The organism is Mucilaginibacter sp. cycad4 (assembly GCF_034263275.1).
In the GTDB taxonomy this organism is placed as follows: Bacteria; Bacteroidota; Bacteroidia; order Sphingobacteriales; family Sphingobacteriaceae; genus Mucilaginibacter.
Genome location: NZ_CP139559.1, coordinates 5,300,452 through 5,321,683 on the forward strand (window position 1 = coordinate 5,300,452; position 21,232 = coordinate 5,321,683).

The following is a 21,232-nucleotide window of genomic DNA, read 5'->3' on the forward strand; positions in this document are numbered from 1 at the left end:
GTTGTGACAGGCTTTTTCATTTATTGGTCACGTATTGGTCACGTTATCTTATATGTAAGCTTAAAGGTGAATTCAATTATATTGTGTATATTTAGCCTTACCGTTATTATTCATTATAATGCCAAGAGAAGAAGTACAAACAACATCAGATCAGCCAACAACTGGAACTAAGAGTGGTTCGAGATAAGAAAAATAGTTAAGGCAGGGATATAAATTACCAGCAGTAAAAATAACGAAAGTGCGATTGTATATATTTTCGCTCTGTTTTCGTTTTTTACAAGCATGAAATCTATGTTTTCTTGCAATGCTACTATGCAATTATAATATACTAATTGCCTTTGGTTTTTTTTATCTTCCGGACTGTCAATATTTTCTACAAGTGATACCTCTGGAGGCAAGCCTCTATTTTTTACTTTTTTAGGAAAAATTAGAAAAGCTAATAAGGTTACTTCTAAAAATACCGGAATGCCACTCCAACTTATGAGTGCGACATGATTTACAATTAAGTTTTGGTTTGTAAAAAAGTATCCAACAAAAAAGCCTATAAACGCCAAAAGGCCTGTCTCTATCTTAATGGCCTTATTTGTAATAGATTCGGATTCTCCCAATATATCTTCAAAGCGTTCTTTTGCTAAATTAAAAACGAGAATATATGTACTTTCATTTACATGATGCCAAATTCCTATTTTAGACTTGATCTTATTTTTTGCTTTCTCGTTCTCGGTCATAATCAAAAATAATTAATTAGTTTTGATTAAACCGCCTGTTACATGGATGCAAAATTTATCTGCCTTGAAGAACCTGCTTTTTACGAACTTGTAGATCAAGTTTATCAACGACTAAAAGACAAGCATACAGTTAAAGAAGACCAATGGATAACCGCAGATGAAGCTATGCGGCTCTTGCGGATTACAAGCAAAACTACATTGCAAAAGTATCGCGATGAGGGCCAAATTCTTTATACGCAGGTCAACCAGAGGGTTATACTATATGATCGGACATCGATAATGGAATTTTTAAAAATTAATTCACGCGAAACCTTTTAAGCATGGCGACTGAAGAAGAAAAGTTCACAGTATACGTTTTGTATTCCTCAGCCTTTAATCAAATCTATATCGGCTACACCTCCGATTTAGATAATCGTTTTCTTTCCCACAATGAGTTGGCAACAAAGGGGCATACTATCAAATATCGCCCATGGGTAATTGCATATACTGAAGAGTTCACAACAAAATCAGACGCATTAATACGTGAAAAACAGCTTAAATCATCAAACGGACGGCAGTTTATTCGAAATATCATCGATAAAAAAGTTAACGCATCAGATGGTTAGAGCGTAGAATTCATATCCGTTGGCTAACGGACGGCAGTTCGATCCTGCTCCCCGCTACATTGGCAGAAAGCCCCTTGAAAAAGGGGCTTTTCTTGTATATTGTGCTTATGTTCACAGTATACGTTTTGTATTCCTCAACCTTTAATCAAATCTATATCGGCTACACCTCCGATTTAGATAATCGTTTTCTTTCCCACAATGAATTGGCAACAAAGGGGCATACTATCAAATATCGCCCATGGGTAATTGCATATACCGAAGAGTTCACAACAAAATCAGACGCATTAATACGTGAAAAACAGCTTAAATCATCAAAGGGACGGCAGTTTATTCGAAATATCATCGATAAAAAAGTTAACGCTTCGGATGGTTAGAGCGTGGGATTCATATCCGTTGGCTAACGGACGGCAGTTCGATCCTGCTCCCGCTATTTTTCAAGTGGGAAGCCTCAAGTCGAAAGATTTGAGGCCTTTTTATTTATATTCGATTTTAGGTTACAACACCCAATAATGAAAAAACACAAATCAAAACTTATCGGGCACATAGATATTTTTGTTGCTGATCATGAGGATGAATTTGAAGGCGAGATACAGAAGTGGCAAAATGTATTAATTCACGGTGATCCTGAAGGATTGAGATCTTTTGCAAAACTCCTGATAAAAATTGCTGACTTAAATCAGGACAGCATAACGGCCCTTCCGATTGGTGCGAGAGAACATATACATCTTCAGCCTGATTTCGACATTAGTAAAAGTTCAGCAGATGTAATTGTTGGTAGAATTGATGCAAAAGGATCGGGTGCTTTCTATGACAGGTATATGCAAAAAGCTAAACAGTAATTGCAGCAGGATTTCGGGTGTTTCCATTGTCTGGTAACTTTAGCTCGAATTATGATACCGATGCTCTTTTCAATAACCTCTCTGTGGCATATTTATACAACGAACAGGTTACGAACACTGAAGGGCAATCGATTAAGGCAATAATATTGACGGTAAAGCGGTTTAATAAATTAAGCAGCCGGTAAACTTAGGTAAAACGTGGTACCTGTCCCCATAGTGGTTTCAAACCAGATTTTGCCATTGGCATTTTCAATAGAGTTTTTGATGAATGCCAGGCCTAAACCCGTCCCGGAACTTTTGGTGGTAAAATTTGGCTCAAAGATCTTTTCACGCATCTCTTCCGGGATCCCGTTACCGTTATCTTTAATGGTAAGCAGGATATTTTTGCTGGTTACCAGGTAATTGATGCCTATGACACATTTCCTGTCGTGAGGGGTGGCTTCAATAGCATTTTTTAACAGGTTATTGAAACAGCGCAATAGCTGGTCGCGGTCGGCATTGATAATGAACGAATTTTCCGGTTGCAGGTACGTGATATGCACGTTATCCATTTGTTTAAAAATGGTAACAGCCTGGTTCAGCATATCAAAAATATTGATCTGCTCAATACGGGTATCCGGCATCTTGGCAAATGCCGAAAATTCCGAAGCTATTGACGACAGGCTTTCAATCTGCTCAACAAATGATTTGCTGAAACGTTCAAATTTCTGATCAAACTTAGGGTCTTTATCCTTCCATGATTTATCAAGCAGCTGCAAGCCCAGCTTTAACGGAGTCAGCGGGTTTTTAATTTCATGGGCAACCTGCTTGGCCATTTCGCGCCATGCGCTTTCGCGTTCGGATTGCGCCAGCCGCTGGGCACTGTTTTCCAGCGCCGATATCATTTTGTTATACTCTTTAACCAATGCTCCGATTTCATCATCGCGCGACCATTTAATATGTTCGTTCTTTTTACCGTAGATGGTTTTGCTGAGGCTTTGTTGTATAAAGTTTAACGGTGCGGTTATCTGCCTTGCTATAATTATGGCAAACAAGCCTATTGCTATAAAAACAATAGCGTAAACGTTTATCATTACATTAAGCAGGGAGCTTATGCGCTCGCGGTAGTCGGTTTCATTACTAAAGTAAGGCAACTGGATGTAGGCAACCGTTTTATTTGATGCAGTAAGGGTTACCGGGGCATAGGCCGCTTTATAGTTCAGTTCGCCAATTTTTTCGTCGTTTACAAATTCGGTTTTTTGCAGTTTGCTCAAGAAGATGAAGGCCCGTGCGTTCATCCGTTTTGCAACCAGGCCGTTTTCATAAATTTTGGGCTGGGTGGTTAGCAAAGGAACGCCATTGGTATCAAACAAAGTAAGGTCGGTTGCATAAGTATTGGCCAGCTCATTAAAATGAACCTGGCTTTCTTCGTTTATATGCTCAACATACTGGGTAAAAAGGCCGTTTTCAAATGCCGATGCTATACGGGTTATTTTATCCCTGATCATTTTTTCCTGCTGGGTATAGTACTGGTTACTGATTGATAAAAAAGTAATAAAACCAACAAGCACCAGGGTAACCACTACGGCCAGTATCATCGAGATCTGGATGCGGGTTTTATACAATACCTTATCAAAATTTATCCTGAAGTTTATCTTTAGCCCGTCTTCGGCTATGTTAAAGATCTTGATGCGGGCCCATGACCATTTTAAAGTGATGATAACCGCGCTGAATATCAATATGACCACCAAAAAGAAGGTAAGCGAAGTAACCGCATAGTAAAGTGAGTTTTCCTCCCTGCTAACAACAATCAGGTTTCTTTCGCTGGGTTTGTATATCAGGTGATTGTATGTTGTAAAGCTTTCATACCAGGCAGTGCTATGGTTCTGAGTGGTTTTTTCGGTGTATTTTTTCAGATCGCCTTTAAACTCCCTGTTATCAAGCGAGTAAACATAGGTGCCGCGCTGGCTCAGCAGTTTGTTATCACTGTAAAAAGCGTATGAGTAATCTTTAAAATCATTTTCCGGGCTTATGTTACCGTCAATAAGCAATTCGGGGAAAGCACCTGATAATTGCAGCGGTTTTGATTTAAGCTCAATTACAATAGTGCCCAATTGCTTGTTACTGGTATTTACAGGTAATATGGCAAAGTAATTCTGGTATCCGAATGATTCGTTTTCGCGGTAAAAATAGTCGGATACCTTAAATGAGCTATATAGTACAAGGTCTTTAAACACACTCAGCGAGTAGTTTTTATCTGCCGATGTCGGTTCTTCATTGGCATCAAATTCATGAACTTTAAACTCGTACTTTGACAGGTACCCATCAAAATAAAGTTTTTGGAAACGGGTTTTAAGATAATCGCCGTTGTGCAGGCCATTGGTAAAATAGCGTACTATGGCAGTATCAGTTATAATTTGATTTTCTATCTTTTTAAAAATGTAGTCGGCCGTGGCATCGTCCGGGATCTCCAGCTTTTGTACCAGGGCTTTCCGGGTTTCGTGCTCTTTCAGATCTTCAAAATGGTTAAGCTTAATGGCCCCTATCAGGGCGCAAATAAATACGATACCTAAAAACGAAGTAGCGAAAAGCTGCTCTTTATAGTAAATGAAATTATAGGCCCTTATCAATACCAGCAGCGACCACAATATGTAAAACAGCGTAAACTCATGGAAATAGGTAAATACAACAGTTGTTATGATAATTCCGGATAAAAGCAGGAATAACTGGTGCGTTCGGGGTACGTTAAGCTTGAGGCATATGGTTAAAATGATTTCATTAAGCAGGTAAAATATCAAAAAGCTAAAGCACAGCATTAATACGCCCAGGATGCTGAACCCTGTTAAACTGAGTACATTATTTACATCAAAATTGATTTTTGAGTTGATAACCAGGCCATAAAACAAACGCAATAATGATGTTGATACCGCTATAAGTGTTAAAACAGCAACAACCACGATAACATAGCCGGCAGTTTTGTTTTGCACATTATTCAAAAACCTGCGGCGCTGCCTGTACACATAGGTTACAAACCAAAAGATAACCAGGATATTGATACAAAAATCGCCCAGCGAAGGATAAACCAGGCTTGAGCCATAAAATGCGGGATTGAAAATACTGAGCTTATAGGTAAAATCGGGCAGGTTATAATGCAGGTTAACAAACCTGAACAAAACAATGTATAAAGCGAGGGTTATGATGGACAATACCACATACCCTTTTGATGCTATGTAATTGCAAATATTATGCATCAGGACACAAAGCGTAATTGCTGTCAGGATCCAGAATGAAAGTTCATAATAAACAAAATCATTATTGGTGCCATTATTTTTAAGCTTTACCGAAAACAGGTAATCATTATCGCTGCTATGAACCTCGTAAACGTTGATGTCTGTAAAATCGGCTATGTCAATGTTATCATCGTCGAGAAGATCTTTGGCAAATTTGTTCTGGAGGTATTTGTTCTGGAATGCATAATTGATCTTTACCGGGATAAAGAAGATAACGGAAAAGCTTCCCTCCGTTTTCCGGAACGTTTCATAATACCCATTAGGCTGCTGAATAAAGGAATAGCCGTCTTTAATGGTATTGGTACTATCGGGCAATACTTTTATACCACTCCAAAAGCTTAATTTATTATTGGTTAGGGTTATAAACCAAATGTTGTTTTGGGTGGTAAAATCTTCAATAGCATTAATAGCATCCTGCTCATTATTGCGCAGGTTCATCATCTTTTTAAAGCGCCCGGTGCCGTTAAGCTGCTTATTTATAAAGGCTTCCTTGTTATGGAGGTTATTTTCCAGTATCCGGGCAGACTGCACAAGGCTGTTTACAGGCGTATATGTTTTTTGAACAATAATGGCCGTAAGCAGCAAACTAAGCCCTAAAAGAGCAAGCAATAGGCGTATTTTTCCGGAAGTAGTCAAGATGTTGCTATACTATGGATTTTTTGTTTAATACAAGCCTATAACAAAAATAAAAGCCACATGTTGTATGTGGCTTTTAAAAATTATTGCGGTAACGCGGCGCTTGCAGTTACAACGGTTTTATCAACCTTTTTAACAAGGCCCTGCAGTACGTTGCCAGGCCCCACCTCGGTAAATGATGTGGCGCCATCTTCAAACATGTACATTACGGTTTGTGTCCACCTCACGGCACCGGTAAGCTGGGCAATCAGGTTGTGTTTAATCAGCTCAGGGTCGGTATACGGTTTGGCATCAATGTTTTGATAGATCGGGCATACCGGCGCTTTGATTTCCGTTGCAACAATGGCAGCTTCCAGTTCAACCCTCGCGGCTTCCATTAACGGCGAATGGAATGCACCGCCAACTTTAAGTTTCAGGGCACGTTTAGCACCAGCTTCGGTCATTTTAATACAAGCCTCGTCAATACCGGCAATGGAGCCCGATATCACCAGCTGGCCGGGACAGTTGTAGTTTGCGGGCACAACAACCTCACTTATCCGCTGGCAAATATCCTCCACAGTAAAATCATCAAGTCCTAAAATAGCGGCCATGGTTGATGGCTGTATTTCACAAGCTTTTTGCATGGCGTTGGCACGCGCTGCAACCAAACGCAAACCATCCTCAAACGATAACGCGCCTGCGGCTACCAGGGCCGAAAATTCGCCCAATGAATGACCGGCAACCATTTCGGGCTGAAAATCGTCATCCAAAACTGTAGCTAAAATGGTGGAGTGTAAGTAAATAGCAGGCTGTGTAACGCTGGTTTGCACCAGGTCATCGGCAGTGCCTTCAAACATTACATCAGTAATGCGGAAACCCAATATCCCGTTAGCTTTTTCAAACAGCTCACGTGCTTTTTCTGACTGGTCGTACAGGTCCTTGCCCATACCCGGAAACTGGGCACCCTGGCCCGGGAAAATATATGCTTTCATTGTTTTAGTTTATTGGTGATTAAGTGAGTGGTTGATTGGGTTGATTAAGTGAGTGGTTGATTAGCAGGTCATGATAAAACAATCCACATAACCAACTACTCACCCAATCAACCATTCACCACTTAACTCAACTTAGAACTTATCAAATTCAAAAACTCCGTCCTTGTTTTTTCTTTCAGGAACTCGCCGGTAAAGGCAGATGTTGTTGTTACCGAGTTTTGTTTTTGTACTCCCCGCATGCTCATACACAGGTGGCGGCATTCAATTACCACGCCAACGCCTACAGGGTTCAGTGTTTGCTGAATACAATCGCGAATTTCGTTGGTTAAACGTTCCTGAACCTGCAAACGGCGGGCAAATACATCAACCACACGGGGGATCTTGCTTAAACCAACCACATGCCCGTTGGGGATGTAGGCCACGTGCGCCTTGCCAAAAAATGGCAGCATATGGTGCTCGCACATCGAATAAACTTCAATGTCTTTTACCACCACCATCTGGCTGTAATCTTCCCTGAATTTGGCCGAGTTCAGGATCTCTTCGGCATTAAGCTCGTAACCGTGGGTTAAATAAAGCATAGCTTTGGCCACACGCTCGGGGGTTTTTAACAAACCTTCGCGTTCGGCATCTTCGCCTATTTGCTTTAATACGTTGTGGTAGTTATCCTTTAAACTATCAATCCGTTCCTGGTTGTAACGATCTATTTTAATATATCCGCCGAAATCGTCATCGTCGGTATCCTGGCTAAATTGTGAATCGCTCATCTTATAAAATTAACCGCCAAAATACTCGGCAGAATTATTTTCGGTTTCATACAGCTTAACCGAATGTAAAAACACACCCTCATAAGCTTCGATAGGTCCTTTTAACTGGTTAAAAATCTCAATACAGAGCAATTCGGTCGACGCCATTTTGCCGGCCATAAAATCAACATCTTTGTTGATGTTTTTATGATCGAGCTTTTCAATTACATATTCGTTGATAATTATCTTAAGCTCTTTTAAATCGATAAGATAGCCGGTAGCGTGCGTGACCTCTCCTTTTACAGTTACAAACAGGTTGTAATTGTGACCATGCCAGTTGGGGTTGGCACATTTGCCAAACACCTCAAAGTTTTTTTCAGCGCTCCATTCCTCACGGTACATCCGGTGAGCGGCATTAAAATGTTCCTTGCGCGTTATATGTATCATCATAACAAATTGGGTGCAAATATACAAAACAAAAACAGGGTAGTTGTTTTATATTAGCCGTCAAAATAATGCAATATGCTTATACTCATTGTTGCAGCCACCAAATTTGAGGTTGCCCCTCTCGTAAACCAATTGGGCAATAAGGTTGATGTACTCATAACAGGTGCGGGCATGGTACCAACAGCCTTTGGCATGGCCCGGCAATTGAGCCACCATACCTATGATCTTGTGGTCAATCTTGGCATAGCAGGCAGTTTCGACCGCAGCTTTAATTTAGGCGAGGTACTGGAAATTACCGAAGATACCTTTGCCGAACTTGGCGCACAGGACGATGAAGCATTTATCCCTATCGATAGCCTTGGTTTTGGCGAAAGCACTTTTATCCCCACAACATCGCTTGAGCAGGTTTACCCAAACTTTTTTCTGAAAAAGGCAAAGGCTATAACCGTTAATACGGTGCATGGCCACGAGCCATCCATCCAAAAAGTACAGCAACGGTTATACCCGCAGCTGGAAAGCATGGAAGGCGCGGCCTTTTTTTACGCCTGCCGGCAGATGAATGTTCCGGGCATACAGATCAGGGCTGTGTCAAATTATGTTGAAAAACGTAACCGCGAAGCCTGGAATATTGGGCTGGCCATTAAAAATCTAAATACATTTGCCATCGACCTGGTTAGCCAGATCATTAATACATAATCTATCTTCGCCATGAAACTTACGCTCGGATTTTCGCCCTGCCCTAACGATACTTTTATTTTTGATGCCCTCATTCACCATAAAATTGACACCGAAGGCCTGGAGTTTGAAGTATTTTACGATGATGTGGAAACGCTTAACCAAAAAGCTTTTCGTGGTGAACTGGATATTACCAAACTAAGCTACCACGCCTTTGCCTATGTAACCGATAAATATGTGCTGCTCGACTCGGGCAGCGCGCTGGGTTTTGGCGTAGGGCCTATGCTTATTTTCAACCCGCCAATAACGCGTTTTGTGAATGATGAGGATAAAGAAATATTCAAGGGAGAATCGGGCACAAGTGAAAAGGTTGATTTAGTGCCTATTGTTTCTAAATCCAAAATTGGGATTCCTGGAAAATATACGACCGCCAATTTCTTACTAAGCCTCGCATTTCCGGAAGCAAATAACAAAACAGAAATTGTTTTTTCTGAAATAGAAAACTCTGTACTAAACGGAACCATTGATTTTGGATTGATTATCCACGAAAACAGATTTACTTATCAGGACAGGGGACTGGCCAAATTAATCGACCTTGGTGACTACTGGGAAAAACGTACCGGCTGCGCCATTCCGCTGGGTGGTATTGTAGCTAACCGCAATTTACCATTGGATATTCAGCATAAAATAAACCGGGTGCTGCGCAAGTCGGTTGAGTTTGCTTTTGCCAATCCAAAATCGGGCTTAGCGTTTATTAAACAACATGCCCAGGAAATGAGTGAGGAAGTAATGTATAAACACATTGAGCTTTATGTAAACCAATACTCGGTTGAGTTGGGCGAAGAAGGCCGTAAAGCTATCAACCTGATGTTTGATACCGCTTTGGAGAAAGGGATTATACCGGAGATAAAGGATGGGATATTTTTGACTGATTAATCACTGACGTTGAATATGATACTGATGTATGAGATGGCCGTGATAAATATTATGCTTGTTTTAGTTATATTTGTATAGATGGGAGGATTGAAAATGAAGACAACAAAAATTAAAATAGAGGAACTCAAAACTCCATATATGCCACCAATTCCTAAATCATATTCAGTAGAAGAGATTTTGGCCGCTGGCGGTGCCACAGCCTTTGCGAACAAGATGGGTAAAAATCCGGAGAATATCGAAAAGGTCCTTGAGGCTTTGCCCGATGATGGCTTTTTAACCGATGAAGATGTCAAAGCCGCACTTGAAATTTTGAGAGAGAAAAGATGAATTTATTGCTTGATACCAACATTTTCATTTTTATATCAAGATATCCCAAACTGAAACTTTTAAGTACGGTCATCAACCCAGATAACCGAAAATTATATGTTTCTGTTGTTACTATTGCCGAATTACGGTCTATTGCACTTCAAAACAATTGGGCAAAAGAAAAATGGGACTTTATTCAACCAATAATAGATGAATGCTATCAAGTAGAGGCAACACAAACGCTTGTTAATTCTTACTCACAAATCGATGCCTACTCCCAACGCCGCAACCCGTCCTTTCAAGAATATGGCTTTGCTACCCCGCGCAATATGGGTAAAAATGATCTATGGATAGCATCGACAGCTGCTCTTCTTGGATTAACACTCGTAACCACTGATAAAGATTTCGATCACCTTCACCTGGTTTTCATGGAAGTAAAACGCATTACGCCGGAAACTCTTGTATAAATCTTGTATAAAATAAAAAGGACACACTTCAAAAATACGTCCTTTTCTTATTTTATCTCCCGATCAACTATCAATACAACAACTGATCATACGGGTACCTCTCGGTATGTATGGCTTTCACCTCGTCATATAACAAAGCTCTAAACTCATCCACATTTTCTTTTTTCGTTGCTGAGATAAATATGGCAGGTGCGTTGTTCTTAGCCATCCAGCTTTGTTTAAAGTCTTCCAGTGTTAGTGGTTCTTCTTGCGACACTTGGTGATCTTCGGGTTTAAAGGCATCTATTTTGTTAAATACAGTAATAATGCGTTTATCAATAGCGCCGATATCTTTCAGGGTTTCGTTAACCGTACGGATCTGATCTTCAAAATTAGGGTGCGAAATATCAACCACATGGATCAGGATATCTGCCTCACGGGTTTCATCAAGGGTTGATTTAAAACACTCAACCAAATGGTGCGGCAGCTTACGGATAAAACCTACCGTATCCGACATCAGGAAAGGTAGGTTCTCGATCACAACTTTCCTTACGGTGGTATCTAAAGTAGCGAACAGCTTATTCTCGGCAAATACTTCCGATTTGGCAATCATGTTCATGATCGTAGACTTACCCACGTTGGTATACCCAACCAAGGCAGTACGCACCAGTTGATGACGGTTTTTGCGCTGGGTTTCGTTCTGCTTATCTATCTGCCTCAGCTTTTCCTTTAGCAGCGAGATCTTATTCAGGATCAAACGGCGGTCGGTCTCAATTTGCGACTCACCCGGGCCACGCATACCGATACCACCTTTCTGACGCTCTAAGTGGGTCCAGAGGCGGGTAAGGCGGGGCAACAGGTATTGCAATTGCGCCAGTTCAACCTGGGTTTTGGCCTGGGCTGTTTGTGCGCGGCTTGCAAAAATATCCAGGATCAGGTTGTTACGGTCAAGGATCTTTACCTGTAGTTCGTTCTCAATATTACGCAGTTGCGACGGCGAAAGGCCATCATCAAAAATAACTATATCAATTTCTTCTTCTTTAACGTATGCTTTAATGTCTTCCAGTTTACCGGAGCCAACAAAGGTTGCCCTGTCCGGGCGCTGCAGCTTTTGAGTGAAGTGAGTTACCGTCAACGCTCCCGCGGTGCTGGCCAGAAACTCCAGCTCTTCCAGGTGCTCTTTTTCAATCTCGTCGGTTTCGTTGGGGGTTATTACACCAACAAGTACAGCTTTTTCCTGCTTCACAGCAGTATCATAAAATTTTTGCTTCATTAATTACAATATATCAATCCAAATGCCAATTGAATAAATGTACGTAAACGGGGCTGTGAAATAAAATTTTAATGTCAAAATAACATGGTGAAGGTCAATTAGTGACATGGATTACATTTTAGCAAAAAAAATGGCTAAAAAAATTTGCTTTTATATATTATGTTAATTGTTATTTTTGATTTGATTAAACCTCATCACGATGAACAGGCCTTTAATGCTGTGTAGATCAGCCCTATTTACGTTACCGGCTCAAGTACCAAAAGCCAAAACGCATCCCCCGATTTTTCGATTTTATAAACTGAACTTATCAGTCACGGAAAGATTACTGTCCATTTTGAGCCGGATGGATCTCCTGAATTAAGCTCATATAAACAACTGCCTGCACATACAAGCATTAATTCTTAATATCCAATTAGTTTAAGCTCAAACCAATTATACTATAATTTAAACCCTTACAATTAATTTAAATGAATAAGTTACTAACCCTTATTGCTTTAGGAGCCCTTGCAACTGCTGCAAAAGCACAAGCTCCTGCTATCCCAACCGCCCAGGCTTTTGGCAAGGTTGACAAAGCCGACCTTGAAATGAAAGCCTGCGATTTTGAAAAAGACGCCAATGCTGAAATTCTTTTTGATAAAGGCGAGGTGTATTTCGATACACAATACAACATCATATTTGAAAGGCACAGGCGTATTAAAATATTTAACGACAATGGGAAAGATGAAGCCAATATTCGATTATCTTATATCAGTGCCAGCCATTCCGAATTTATAACAGGCTTACAGGCCGAAACCATTAACCTTGAAAATGGAGTTGCCACGCCCATCAAAGTCGATAAAAAACAGATCTTTACACAAACTGTAGATAAAAACCGCTCGGCAATCGTTTTTTCGTTCCCTAACGTAAAACCAGGCAGTATTATTGAGTATAAATACAGGCATACCATTAACAACATTGTTGATTTTCCTGACTGGTATTTTCAGGACGAATTGCCGACGCGCTACAGCGAACTTAATACCAATATTCCCGATATTCTTACTTACAAAAACCTGGTAAACCTTCACTATCCGCTGGTAGTTGATAAAACTTCGGGCAGCAATACACATACCCAGGCAATGGCTAACATTCCTTCGGTAAAGGAGGAGCCATACATGGATGCTATTAATGATAATTCAGAACGGATCCTTTTCCAACTGTTAAGTGTTCGCGGAACTTTTATGCATAGTTTCTCAGACACATGGACAAAAGTTGGCGAAAACGTTGTTAAATGGGAAGATTTTGGCGAGCAGTTTAACCGTAAACTCGCAGGCGAGGAAACTATTATTGCCAAAGCAAAAACTTTCAAAACCGACGACGAAAAAATAGCTTACATTTTCAACCAGGTTAAAAACACCATGAAATGGGATGAGTCATATGATAAAACAACCAACGATGGTACTGTTAAGGCATGGGAAAAGAAAACCGGTAACTCGACAGAAGTAAATCTTATCCTTTATCATTTACTTCAAAAAGCAGGCTTAAAGGTATATCCAATGATGGTTAGTACCCGTAAGCATGGCCGCATAAACCCGGCTTACCCAAACTCTTACCAGTTTAACAACACGGTGGCCTATATACCTGTCGACAGTGCAAAACACTATGTGCTTGATGCAACAAGTAAATACAACCTTTACAACCAGATTCCTTACACCTATCTTAATTCATTCGGCTTTTTAATAAACAAAGCTGATAACGTTTACGACATGACGTTTTTACAAAACACCGATCCGGTAAGGCAGGTAGTTTTGATTAACGCCGAAATTAAGCCTGATGGCAAGATGGCCGGCAGCGCCGATATCAGCAGCTTCGCCTATAACAGGATCAATGTTGTAAGAGATTATAAAACCGACGGTGAGAAAAAATACATTGAAAACCTGTGCAGTAATAATAACAGTCTTAAAATATCATCGCTAAAAATTGAAGATATAGATATCGATACCCTTCCCTTACGCCAGAATATCAATTTCAATCTCGACCTTACGGGCTCAGATGATAATTACATCTATTTTAATTCAAACCTGTTTACCGATCTTAAAAAGAACCCGTTTTTAAATGAAAACCGTACTACTGATATCAACTTTGGCTATCGCGACAATTATGCAATAACAGGCATTTTTAAACTGCCTGCGGGTTATAAAGTTGATGCCCTACCTAAAAGTGTAAGTATGGCCACTCCTGATAATTCAATTGTTTTTAAACGCATGGTGGCCGAGCAAGATGGCCAGATCATGGTACGTCTTAACATCGACCACAAAAAAACAATATACTTTAAAGAAGAGTATGCTGATTTTCATGAATTCTGTAAAAAAATGTACGAAATGATCAATGAGCAGATAGTACTTAAAAAGTCATAGTGAATAATATGATCAGTAAATATTTTAACAGGCTGCTGCTTATTGCGGCAGCCCTGTTTGTTTTAGCAATCAAAAGCTACGGCCAGGATAAAAATATCCCCAAAGAGCTTTATATAGCCTCAACCATCCCCGATTCATTGAAAGAGGATGCAAACTCCGTAGTACGCTACAGTATGGAGGATGATAATTTTATAGGCCCGGGCAAAGCGGAAGAGCACTTCCATACTATTGTTACCATTTTAAATGAAAAAGGGAACGACGAAGCCGAAATGGCTTTACAGTATAATAGAAAGTATAGCCTGGTAAATTCATTTGAAATGCGGGTATATGGTGCAGATGGTACCCTCATAAAAAAATATCATAAAAGCGATATGTATGACAGGCTGGCTGTGAGCAATGAAACTATGGCAACCGACGATAGGTCACTCTCCATAAGTCATACCATTGCCTCCTATCCAACAACTGTTGAGTTTATTTATGATTTGGATGTCAGAAGCCTGATGGACCTTGGCGGCTGGGCTTACCAGGATTACGAACAATCTGTCCAAAATGCCTACTATCATATTTCCATTAGCAGCGATGCTGGCTTCAGGTACTTAAATAAGAATACTAATATTAAACCACAAAAAACAACCGCCGATAAAACCGACAGCTATTCGTGGAAGGTTGCCAACCTAAAGGCTTTCAAACACGAAGCCGGGTCAAAGGGATGGCGGGTATTGCCGAGGATATATTTTGCAGCCAGCGATTTTGAATTTTATGGTGTGCCCGGCAATATAAGTACCTGGCAAAACTACGGCAAGTGGCAGCAAAAGTTAAATGCGGACGTATGTACACTTAGCCCGGAACGGGTTGAAGAAATAAAGAAAATGACCGCCGATATAAAAACCGACAAAGAAAAAGTAAAGTTTTTATATGAATACATGCAACAAAATGTACGTTATGTGAGCATACAATTGGGCATTGGTGGCTGGAAACCCTTTCCTGCAACTTTTGTTGATCAGAAAAAATACGGCGACTGCAAAGCTTTATCCAATTACATGTCGGCATTGCTCAAGGCAGTGAATATTCCTTCATGCTATGCAATAGTAAATGCCGGGGCAAACATGCAACCCGCAGATCCTTCATTTCCTTATGACCCTTTCAATCACATTATATTATGTGTACCACTTAAGAGCGATACAACCTGGCTTGAGTGCACAAGTCAGACACAGGCTTTTGGAAAGTTAGGATCATTTACCGAAAACAGGTATGCATTATTAGTTACCGAAGATGGCGGAAAACTCGTAAAAACGCCCGGGAGCACAGATACTGACAACCAGTTTAACAGCGAAGTGCATATAACCCTTGATGCTGATGGTGGTGCTAAGGCAAACGTCAGGATCCTCAGTACCGGCGATTACAGAGACGATTATCTTGGTTTAATGTATTTAAAAACAGATGAGCAAAAGTCGAGGGTGATAACTATGTTAAATATGAAACAGCCTTCTGTTTTCACCTTTAAACCATCAACAGATAAAGATGGCGTAAAGGAGGTTGACATTGATTTGGAGTATGATAAATTTTGTGATATATCGGCAGGCGGCAAACAGTTTTATAAGCCCAGGGTATTCGATTTATGGCAATCAACATTTCCGGCAGAGGAAAAACGAAAAAGCGATTATTATTTTGAGATCCCTATGTTAAAAACATGCGTTACCACTATTGACCTGCCTGCCGGTTTTGAAATTGATGCCCTGCCTGCCGATCAGAACCTCAAGTTTACTTATGGCACATATGATGTTAAATATGTTTATGACGCTGCTAAAAACCAGGTGGTAAGCACCACCAAATTCAATTTAAAAAACCATGTGATCCCGGCTGCCAAATACACCGAGATGCAGGTTTATATGGACGCCATTGCCAAAGCCCAAAATAAAAAGCTGGTGATCCGCCGTAAAGCATAAATTTGCGCCTGATGATATTCAGGCTCGACGAAGATTTAATATTTCCAAAGCCCGATCTGGCCGAACCAGACGGGCTTTTGGCTGTTGGCGGCGACCTGAGCACCGAGCGCTTGCTGCTGGCCTATCAAAACGGCATTTTCCCCTGGTATAGTGATGATACGCCGATCCTGTGGTATTCGCCGCACGAGCGGTTTGTTTTATTTCCTGATGAGTTAAAAGTTTCCAAATCCATGCGGCAGGTGTTACGATCAGGCAAATTGAGCGTAACTGTCGATACCTGTTTTAACGATGTAATAACAGCCTGTTCAACCGCTCCGCGCGAGGGGCAGGACGGTACCTGGATTGTGCCCGATATGATTGCCGCTTACAATCGCCTGCATTGGGAAGGCTATGCCCACTCTGTTGAGGTATGGCAGGATGACGAACTGGTTGGCGGCCTTTACGGCGTACATGTCGGCGGTGTTTTTTGTGGCGAAAGTATGTTTAGCAGGGTTAGCAACGCTTCAAAAACTGCGCTCATTTATCTGTGCAATACCGGGCTTTACAAGCTTATCGATTGCCAGGTACATACCGGTCATCTCGAATCGATGGGTGCACGGATGATAAGCCGGGAGCAATATATGGATGTATTGCTAAATAATTTAGTTTAATTAGTTACCTTTAGGCCATATGCAACAGGCAGTAAATTTAAAGGAAAGGATCATTTTAGGCATCGACCCAGGCACAGCCGTTATGGGTTACGGACTGCTTAAGGAAACCGGTCCTAAAATAGAGCTGCTTGCTATGGGCGTGGTCAAAATGCCCACTACTGACGATCATATGCTTAAGCTGCAGCGCATCTTCGAAAAAACCGTTGCCCTCATTGATAACTATAATCCCGATTGCCTGGCTATTGAAGCTCCCTTTTACGGCAAAAACATACAGGTGATGCTTAAGCTCGGCCGCGCACAGGGAATGGCCATAGCCGCCGCATTATCGCGCAATGTAGAGATCACCGAATATGCTCCCCGTAAAATTAAACAGTCCATAACCGGCAACGGCAATGCTACTAAAGAGCAGGTGGCCGCCATGCTGCAAAGTCTGCTTAAATTCAAAGAAACTCCCGATTTTCTGGATGCTACCGATGGTTTGGCGGTGGCTGTTTGCCATTCGTTTCAACGGATCCCTACAGGTTCGGGGGCGGGTAAGGCAGGTTCTAAAAAGTCATATTCGGGCTGGGATACTTTTGTAAAGGATAATGCCAGGCGGATTGTGAAGTGAGATAGCCTCATCGTTCAATAATAATTAAGTCATGGAACTTGTTTCAACACCTCACTTGCTAAGCCCCCACGCTAAGCAAATCGCCTACCCGTCTTGTGGGATGCTGAAACAAGTTACCCCATGCATAGTAAAAATAAGGTCATGCTGAACTTGTTTCAGCACCCCACTCGCTAAGCAGCCATGCTAAGCAAAGCGGCTACCTGTCCTGTGGGATGCCGAAATAAATTCGGCATGACGATGGGGCATGTCATTTCTTCTTCAGAGACCCGGATTTTGAGGTCACCTGCTGCCGCAAGCGCAATGTCATTAAGTTAGCGAATAAGTTACTAATAATCAGTTATTTATCTTTATTTAATTGATTATTTTTCCTATATTTAATTCATAATCAATTAGTTAAAGTGCAAAAAAAACCTCATTTTTAATCATAGAAAAATTGAGGGAGACAATTTTCAGCAAGGAGCTTGCTCTGAAGTTTAAGATGAATGAACAAGACTTTACCAGGAACAGAAAGCAGCCTTTTAGTTCAACTTTGCTATTTATGTTCAATTTATTAAGAAGAAGCCTTGCCATTGAAATAGATGGCTTCGTACGTTATTTGAATGAGCATTTTTCTTTTGGCAATGCCCGCTCTTTTACCTCAAGCGCTTTTATTCAGAACCGGAAAAAGATCGATCCAGCCGTTTTCAGTCACCTTTCAAATGTGATTATTGAGAACTTTTACACGACAGACAACGAGACGGCAAACTATTTAAATGGTATTAGGATACTGGTTGTTGATAGCACCAAACTTACTTTACCTTATACTGCCGAATTAAAAAAGTGCTATGGCGTAATGAAAAATCAGTCCACAGTGGAAGTTGTACAAGCAAGAGCATCTGTTTTATACGATGTTTTAAATGGCTTAGTCTTAGATGCAGCTTTAGATGGTTTGAATAAAGGGGAAAGGGAACTCGCGCTAAGGCATAACCAAAAATGGAAAAAGAAAGACCTGATCATATATGACAGAGGATACCCTTCTTACGATTTTATACATGAGCATGTTAAATTGGGGGCTGATTGTTTGATACGGGTAACAGTAGCGAATTTTTCGTTCGCTACTACCTTTGTAGCCGGCGGTAAGAAATCTGTAGTTACGGAAATATATCCCTCAGAAAGTCATTCACTAAAAGATAAGGATTATGATAAAAATACTCCGTTAAAAGTGCGTTTATTAAGGGTTGACCTTCCGAGCGGAGAAGTAGAGGTACTGATAACAACTTTGTTGGATAGTACTAAATACCCTGCTAAACTGTTTAAAAAGCTATATTTCATGCGATGGGGAGTTGAGACCTTTTATGATGAATTAAAGAACAAACTTAAGGTCGAACACTTCACAGGTTACTCACAAGCGAGCATATTGCAGGATTTTTATTGTGCCATTTTTATCAGCAATCTTCAATCGGTTATTGTAAATGATCTGGAACCGGAATTGTCTATACAAAATGAAGCCAAAAAATACGATTACAAGGTAAATACAAACCTCTCTTATGGGTTCTTAAAAAACAGGATATTAGAATTGCTTTGTAAACAAGCCCCTTTAGAATCTGTATTTCAGGAATTAGAAGCTTTGTTTATTAAACATACTATCCCGGTGAGAAATAATCGAACGTTCCCAAGACATGCCGGTAAATACAGAGCCAGGATCAGACCTAAAGTAACTAAAAATCAAAAAGATGCAATCTAAAACCAACTTAACTTAATGACATTGACCGCAAGCGTCCTCGCTTGTGGGCTTTATGCTGTGCTATGCAAACGGCTTTCAAATCGCAGACCTAAACGCGGGCCACAAGCGAGGACGCTTGCGGTCAATGTCATTAAGTTAGCGAATAAGTTACTAATAATCAGTTATTTATCTTTATTTAATTGATTATTTTTCCTATATTTAATTCATAATCAATTAGTTAAAGTGCAAAAAAAACCTCATTTTTAATCATAGAAAAAATTGAGGGAGACAATTTTCAGCAAGGAGCTTGCTCTGAAGTTTAAGATGAATGAACAAGACTTTACCAGGAACAGAAAGCAGCCTTTTAGTTCAACTTTGCTATTTATGTTCAATTTATTAAGAAGAAGCCTTGCCATTGAAATAGATGGCTTCGTACGTTATTTGAATGAGCATTTTTCTTTTGGCAATGCCCGCTCTTTTACCTCAAGCGCTTTTATTCAGAACCGGAAAAAGATCGATCCAGCCGTTTTCAGTCACCTTTCAAATGTGATTATTGAGAACTTTTACACGACAGACAACGAGACGGCAAACTATTTAAATGGTATTAGGATACTGGTTGTTGATAGCACCAAACTTACTTTACCTTATACTGCCGAATTAAAAAAGTGCTATGGCGTAATGAAAAATCAGTCCACAGTGGAAGTTGTACAAGCAAGAGCATCTGTTTTATACGATGTTTTAAATGGCTTAGTCTTAGATGCAGCTTTAGATGGTTTGAATAAAGGGGAAAGGGAACTCGCGCTAAGGCATAACCAAAAATGGAAAAAGAAAGACCTGATCATATATGACAGAGGATACCCTTCTTACGATTTTATACATGAGCATGTTAAATTGGGGGCTGATTGTTTGATACGGGTAACAGTAGCGAATTTTTCGTTCGCTACTACCTTTGTAGCCGGCGGTAAGAAATCTGTAGTTACGGAAATATATCCCTCAGAAAGTCATTCACTAAAAGATAAGGATTATGATAAAAATACTCCGTTAAAAGTGCGTTTATTAAGGGTTGACCTTCCGAGCGGAGAAGTAGAGGTACTGATAACAACTTTGTTGGATAGTACTAAATACCCTGCTAAACTGTTTAAAAAGCTATATTTCATGCGATGGGGAGTTGAGACCTTTTATGATGAATTAAAGAACAAACTTAAGGTCGAACACTTCACAGGTTACTCACAAGCGAGCATATTGCAGGATTTTTATTGTGCCATTTTTATCAGCAATCTTCAATCGGTTATTGTAAATGATCTGGAACCGGAATTGTCTATACAAAATGAAGCCAAAAAATACGATTACAAGGTAAATACAAACCTCTCTTATGGGTTCTTAAAAAACAGGATATTAGAATTGCTTTGTAAACAAGCCCCTTTAGAATCTGTATTTCAGGAATTAGAAGCTTTGTTTATTAAACATACTATCCCGGTGAGAAATAATCGAACGTTCCCAAGACATGCCGGTAAATACAGAGCCAGGATCAGACCTAAAGTAACTAAAAATCAAAAAGATGCAATCTAAAACCAACTTAACTTAATGACATTGGCCGCAAGCGTCCTCGCTTGTGGCCCGCGTTTAATGAACAGCTTGTCTTGTCCTAAAATAGGTTTACACAACAGTAAACAAAAATGGAAAGATATTCAAAAGTGTATGGCAGCAAATGGCAAAGCCAGTACAGCGAGGAGTTTAAGCGTAAAGTTTGTCAAGAATATTTAGAAGGTCAGGAAAGCCGAACAACGATTGAAAGGAAATACAAATTAGGCAATAGCCGTATTGCGTTTTGGCTCAAATCATTCGGATTGGAGATGAAGAAAACAATTTATGTATCTTCGAATGATATGCCAACCAAGAAAGATCAGGATGTCCCGGCCGAAAACAGCGCATCAATTAAGTTATTAAAAAAGCAACTTGAAGATGCATTGCTGGAGAAGGAGCTTTATCGTAAAATGATAGAAGTGGCCGAAAGAGATCTTAAGATCAATATCCGAAAAAAGTCCGATACCAAGTAA

The 21,232-nt window shown here is 40.3% G+C and carries 21 protein-coding genes; 15 read left to right on the top strand and 6 right to left on the bottom strand.

What is annotated here, in order from left to right; translation table 11 throughout:
- Window positions 1-167: 167 nt before the first annotated feature.
- Window positions 168-728, bottom strand: coding sequence for a hypothetical protein (locus tag SNE26_RS21515; protein ID WP_321555946.1), 561 nt, complete (start codon window positions 726-728; stop codon window positions 168-170).
- A gap of 42 nt (window positions 729-770) precedes the next feature.
- Here SNE26_RS21515 and SNE26_RS21520 point away from each other — a divergent pair, with 42 nt between their 5' ends.
- From SNE26_RS21520 to SNE26_RS21535, 4 genes are all read left to right on the top strand, one after another.
- Window positions 771-1,046, top strand: coding sequence for a helix-turn-helix domain-containing protein (locus SNE26_RS21520; RefSeq protein WP_321555947.1), 276 nt, complete (start codon window positions 771-773; stop codon window positions 1,044-1,046).
- A 2-nt stretch (window positions 1,047-1,048) separates the two neighbouring features.
- A complete protein-coding gene (locus SNE26_RS21525; protein WP_321555948.1) occupies window positions 1,049-1,333 on the top strand; it encodes a GIY-YIG nuclease family protein in 285 nt (94 codons plus the stop codon).
- Between the two features lie 107 nt (window positions 1,334-1,440).
- Complete coding sequence (locus SNE26_RS21530; RefSeq protein ID WP_321555949.1) at window positions 1,441-1,707, top strand: GIY-YIG nuclease family protein; 267 nt, start codon at window positions 1,441-1,443, stop codon at window positions 1,705-1,707.
- 135 nt (window positions 1,708-1,842) lie between these two features.
- Window positions 1,843-2,172, top strand: a complete 330-nt coding sequence (locus tag SNE26_RS21535; protein WP_321555950.1) for a hypothetical protein — start codon at window positions 1,843-1,845, stop codon at window positions 2,170-2,172.
- Window positions 2,173-2,342: 170 nt separating this feature from the next.
- Here the strand turns inward: SNE26_RS21535 and SNE26_RS21540 are convergent, their stop codons facing one another.
- The 4 genes from SNE26_RS21540 to SNE26_RS21555 form a co-directional block, all read right to left on the bottom strand.
- Window positions 2,343-6,050: an ATP-binding protein gene (locus tag SNE26_RS21540; protein ID WP_321555951.1), complete on the bottom strand. Its 3,708-nt coding sequence runs from the start codon at window positions 6,048-6,050 to the stop codon at window positions 2,343-2,345.
- 110 nt (window positions 6,051-6,160) lie between these two features.
- Entirely contained in the window at window positions 6,161-7,048 is an 888-nt protein-coding gene (fabD, locus tag SNE26_RS21545; protein WP_321555952.1) for an ACP S-malonyltransferase, read from the bottom strand.
- A 122-nt stretch (window positions 7,049-7,170) separates the two neighbouring features.
- Window positions 7,171-7,812 carry a GTP cyclohydrolase I FolE gene (folE, locus tag SNE26_RS21550; protein ID WP_321555953.1) on the bottom strand — a complete coding sequence of 214 codons (642 nt, stop codon included), beginning with the start codon at window positions 7,810-7,812 and terminating at the stop codon, window positions 7,171-7,173.
- Between the two features lie 9 nt (window positions 7,813-7,821).
- Complete coding sequence (locus SNE26_RS21555; protein WP_090534603.1) at window positions 7,822-8,238, bottom strand: 6-carboxytetrahydropterin synthase; 417 nt, start codon at window positions 8,236-8,238, stop codon at window positions 7,822-7,824.
- A 75-nt stretch (window positions 8,239-8,313) separates the two neighbouring features.
- On the opposite strand from SNE26_RS21555, the gene mqnB reads away from it, so the two are divergent.
- The 4 genes from mqnB to SNE26_RS21575 all read left to right on the top strand — a co-directional run bounded on the left by mqnB (window position 8,314) and on the right by SNE26_RS21575 (window position 10,622).
- The gene (gene mqnB / locus SNE26_RS21560) at window positions 8,314-8,934 is read left to right on the top strand and encodes a futalosine hydrolase (RefSeq protein WP_321555954.1); all 621 of its coding nucleotides are present in this window, start codon (window positions 8,314-8,316) and stop codon (window positions 8,932-8,934) included.
- 12 nt (window positions 8,935-8,946) lie between these two features.
- Window positions 8,947-9,849: a 1,4-dihydroxy-6-naphthoate synthase gene (locus SNE26_RS21565; RefSeq protein WP_321555955.1), complete on the top strand. Its 903-nt coding sequence runs from the start codon at window positions 8,947-8,949 to the stop codon at window positions 9,847-9,849.
- A 78-nt stretch (window positions 9,850-9,927) separates the two neighbouring features.
- Window positions 9,928-10,176 carry a hypothetical protein gene (locus SNE26_RS21570; protein ID WP_321555956.1) on the top strand — a complete coding sequence of 83 codons (249 nt, stop codon included), beginning with the start codon at window positions 9,928-9,930 and terminating at the stop codon, window positions 10,174-10,176.
- Window positions 10,173-10,622 carry a type II toxin-antitoxin system VapC family toxin gene (locus tag SNE26_RS21575; RefSeq protein ID WP_321555957.1) on the top strand — a complete coding sequence of 150 codons (450 nt, stop codon included), beginning with the start codon at window positions 10,173-10,175 and terminating at the stop codon, window positions 10,620-10,622. The genes SNE26_RS21570 and SNE26_RS21575 overlap by 4 nt, the downstream gene beginning before the upstream one ends.
- A gap of 70 nt (window positions 10,623-10,692) precedes the next feature.
- Here the strand turns inward: SNE26_RS21575 and hflX are convergent, their stop codons facing one another.
- Window positions 10,693-11,874, bottom strand: coding sequence for a GTPase HflX (hflX, locus tag SNE26_RS21580; protein ID WP_321555958.1), 1,182 nt, complete (start codon window positions 11,872-11,874; stop codon window positions 10,693-10,695).
- 467 nt (window positions 11,875-12,341) lie between these two features.
- Here hflX and SNE26_RS21585 point away from each other — a divergent pair, with 467 nt between their 5' ends.
- The 7 genes from SNE26_RS21585 (at window position 12,342) to SNE26_RS21615 (ending at window position 21,232) form a co-directional block, all read left to right on the top strand.
- Window positions 12,342-14,267 (top strand): DUF3857 domain-containing protein, encoded by a 1,926-nt coding sequence (locus tag SNE26_RS21585; protein ID WP_321555959.1) that lies wholly within the window; start codon window positions 12,342-12,344, stop codon window positions 14,265-14,267.
- A gap of 8 nt (window positions 14,268-14,275) precedes the next feature.
- Complete coding sequence (locus SNE26_RS21590; RefSeq protein WP_321555960.1) at window positions 14,276-16,213, top strand: DUF3857 and transglutaminase domain-containing protein; 1,938 nt, start codon at window positions 14,276-14,278, stop codon at window positions 16,211-16,213.
- An 11-nt stretch (window positions 16,214-16,224) separates the two neighbouring features.
- Entirely contained in the window at window positions 16,225-16,863 is a 639-nt protein-coding gene (aat, locus tag SNE26_RS21595) for a leucyl/phenylalanyl-tRNA--protein transferase (RefSeq protein ID WP_321555961.1), read from the top strand.
- Window positions 16,864-16,882: 19 nt separating this feature from the next.
- Entirely contained in the window at window positions 16,883-17,473 is a 591-nt protein-coding gene (gene ruvC, locus SNE26_RS21600) for a crossover junction endodeoxyribonuclease RuvC (RefSeq protein WP_321555962.1), read from the top strand.
- A 433-nt stretch (window positions 17,474-17,906) separates the two neighbouring features.
- The gene (locus SNE26_RS21605; protein ID WP_321555129.1) at window positions 17,907-19,196 is read left to right on the top strand and encodes an IS4 family transposase; all 1,290 of its coding nucleotides are present in this window, start codon (window positions 17,907-17,909) and stop codon (window positions 19,194-19,196) included.
- A 258-nt stretch (window positions 19,197-19,454) separates the two neighbouring features.
- Entirely contained in the window at window positions 19,455-20,744 is a 1,290-nt protein-coding gene (locus SNE26_RS21610; protein WP_321555129.1) for an IS4 family transposase, read from the top strand.
- Window positions 20,745-20,851: 107 nt separating this feature from the next.
- Window positions 20,852-21,232, top strand: a complete 381-nt coding sequence (locus SNE26_RS21615; protein ID WP_321554927.1) for a hypothetical protein — start codon at window positions 20,852-20,854, stop codon at window positions 21,230-21,232.

Bases quoted from the DNA above. Each gene is read 5' to 3' on its own strand.
- SNE26_RS21515 (WP_321555946.1), bottom strand. From the start codon at position 728: ATGACCGAGAACGAGAAAGCAAAAAATAAGATCAAGTCTAAAATAGGA.
- SNE26_RS21520 (WP_321555947.1), top strand. From the start codon at position 771: ATGGATGCAAAATTTATCTGCCTTGAAGAACCTGCTTTTTACGAACTT.
- SNE26_RS21525 (WP_321555948.1), top strand. From the start codon at position 1,049: ATGGCGACTGAAGAAGAAAAGTTCACAGTATACGTTTTGTATTCCTCA.
- SNE26_RS21530 (WP_321555949.1), top strand. From the start codon at position 1,441: ATGTTCACAGTATACGTTTTGTATTCCTCAACCTTTAATCAAATCTAT.
- SNE26_RS21535 (WP_321555950.1), top strand. From the start codon at position 1,843: ATGAAAAAACACAAATCAAAACTTATCGGGCACATAGATATTTTTGTT.
- fabD (WP_321555952.1), bottom strand. From the start codon at position 7,048: ATGAAAGCATATATTTTCCCGGGCCAGGGTGCCCAGTTTCCGGGTATG.
- folE (WP_321555953.1), bottom strand. From the start codon at position 7,812: ATGAGCGATTCACAATTTAGCCAGGATACCGACGATGACGATTTCGGC.
- SNE26_RS21555 (WP_090534603.1), bottom strand. From the start codon at position 8,238: ATGATACATATAACGCGCAAGGAACATTTTAATGCCGCTCACCGGATG.
- mqnB (WP_321555954.1), top strand. From the start codon at position 8,314: ATGCTTATACTCATTGTTGCAGCCACCAAATTTGAGGTTGCCCCTCTC.
- SNE26_RS21565 (WP_321555955.1), top strand. From the start codon at position 8,947: ATGAAACTTACGCTCGGATTTTCGCCCTGCCCTAACGATACTTTTATT.
- SNE26_RS21570 (WP_321555956.1), top strand. From the start codon at position 9,928: ATGGGAGGATTGAAAATGAAGACAACAAAAATTAAAATAGAGGAACTC.
- SNE26_RS21575 (WP_321555957.1), top strand. From the start codon at position 10,173: ATGAATTTATTGCTTGATACCAACATTTTCATTTTTATATCAAGATAT.
- hflX (WP_321555958.1), bottom strand. From the start codon at position 11,874: ATGAAGCAAAAATTTTATGATACTGCTGTGAAGCAGGAAAAAGCTGTA.
- SNE26_RS21585 (WP_321555959.1), top strand. From the start codon at position 12,342: ATGAATAAGTTACTAACCCTTATTGCTTTAGGAGCCCTTGCAACTGCT.
- SNE26_RS21590 (WP_321555960.1), top strand. From the start codon at position 14,276: ATGATCAGTAAATATTTTAACAGGCTGCTGCTTATTGCGGCAGCCCTG.
- aat (WP_321555961.1), top strand. From the start codon at position 16,225: ATGATATTCAGGCTCGACGAAGATTTAATATTTCCAAAGCCCGATCTG.
- ruvC (WP_321555962.1), top strand. From the start codon at position 16,883: ATGCAACAGGCAGTAAATTTAAAGGAAAGGATCATTTTAGGCATCGAC.
- SNE26_RS21615 (WP_321554927.1), top strand. From the start codon at position 20,852: ATGGAAAGATATTCAAAAGTGTATGGCAGCAAATGGCAAAGCCAGTAC.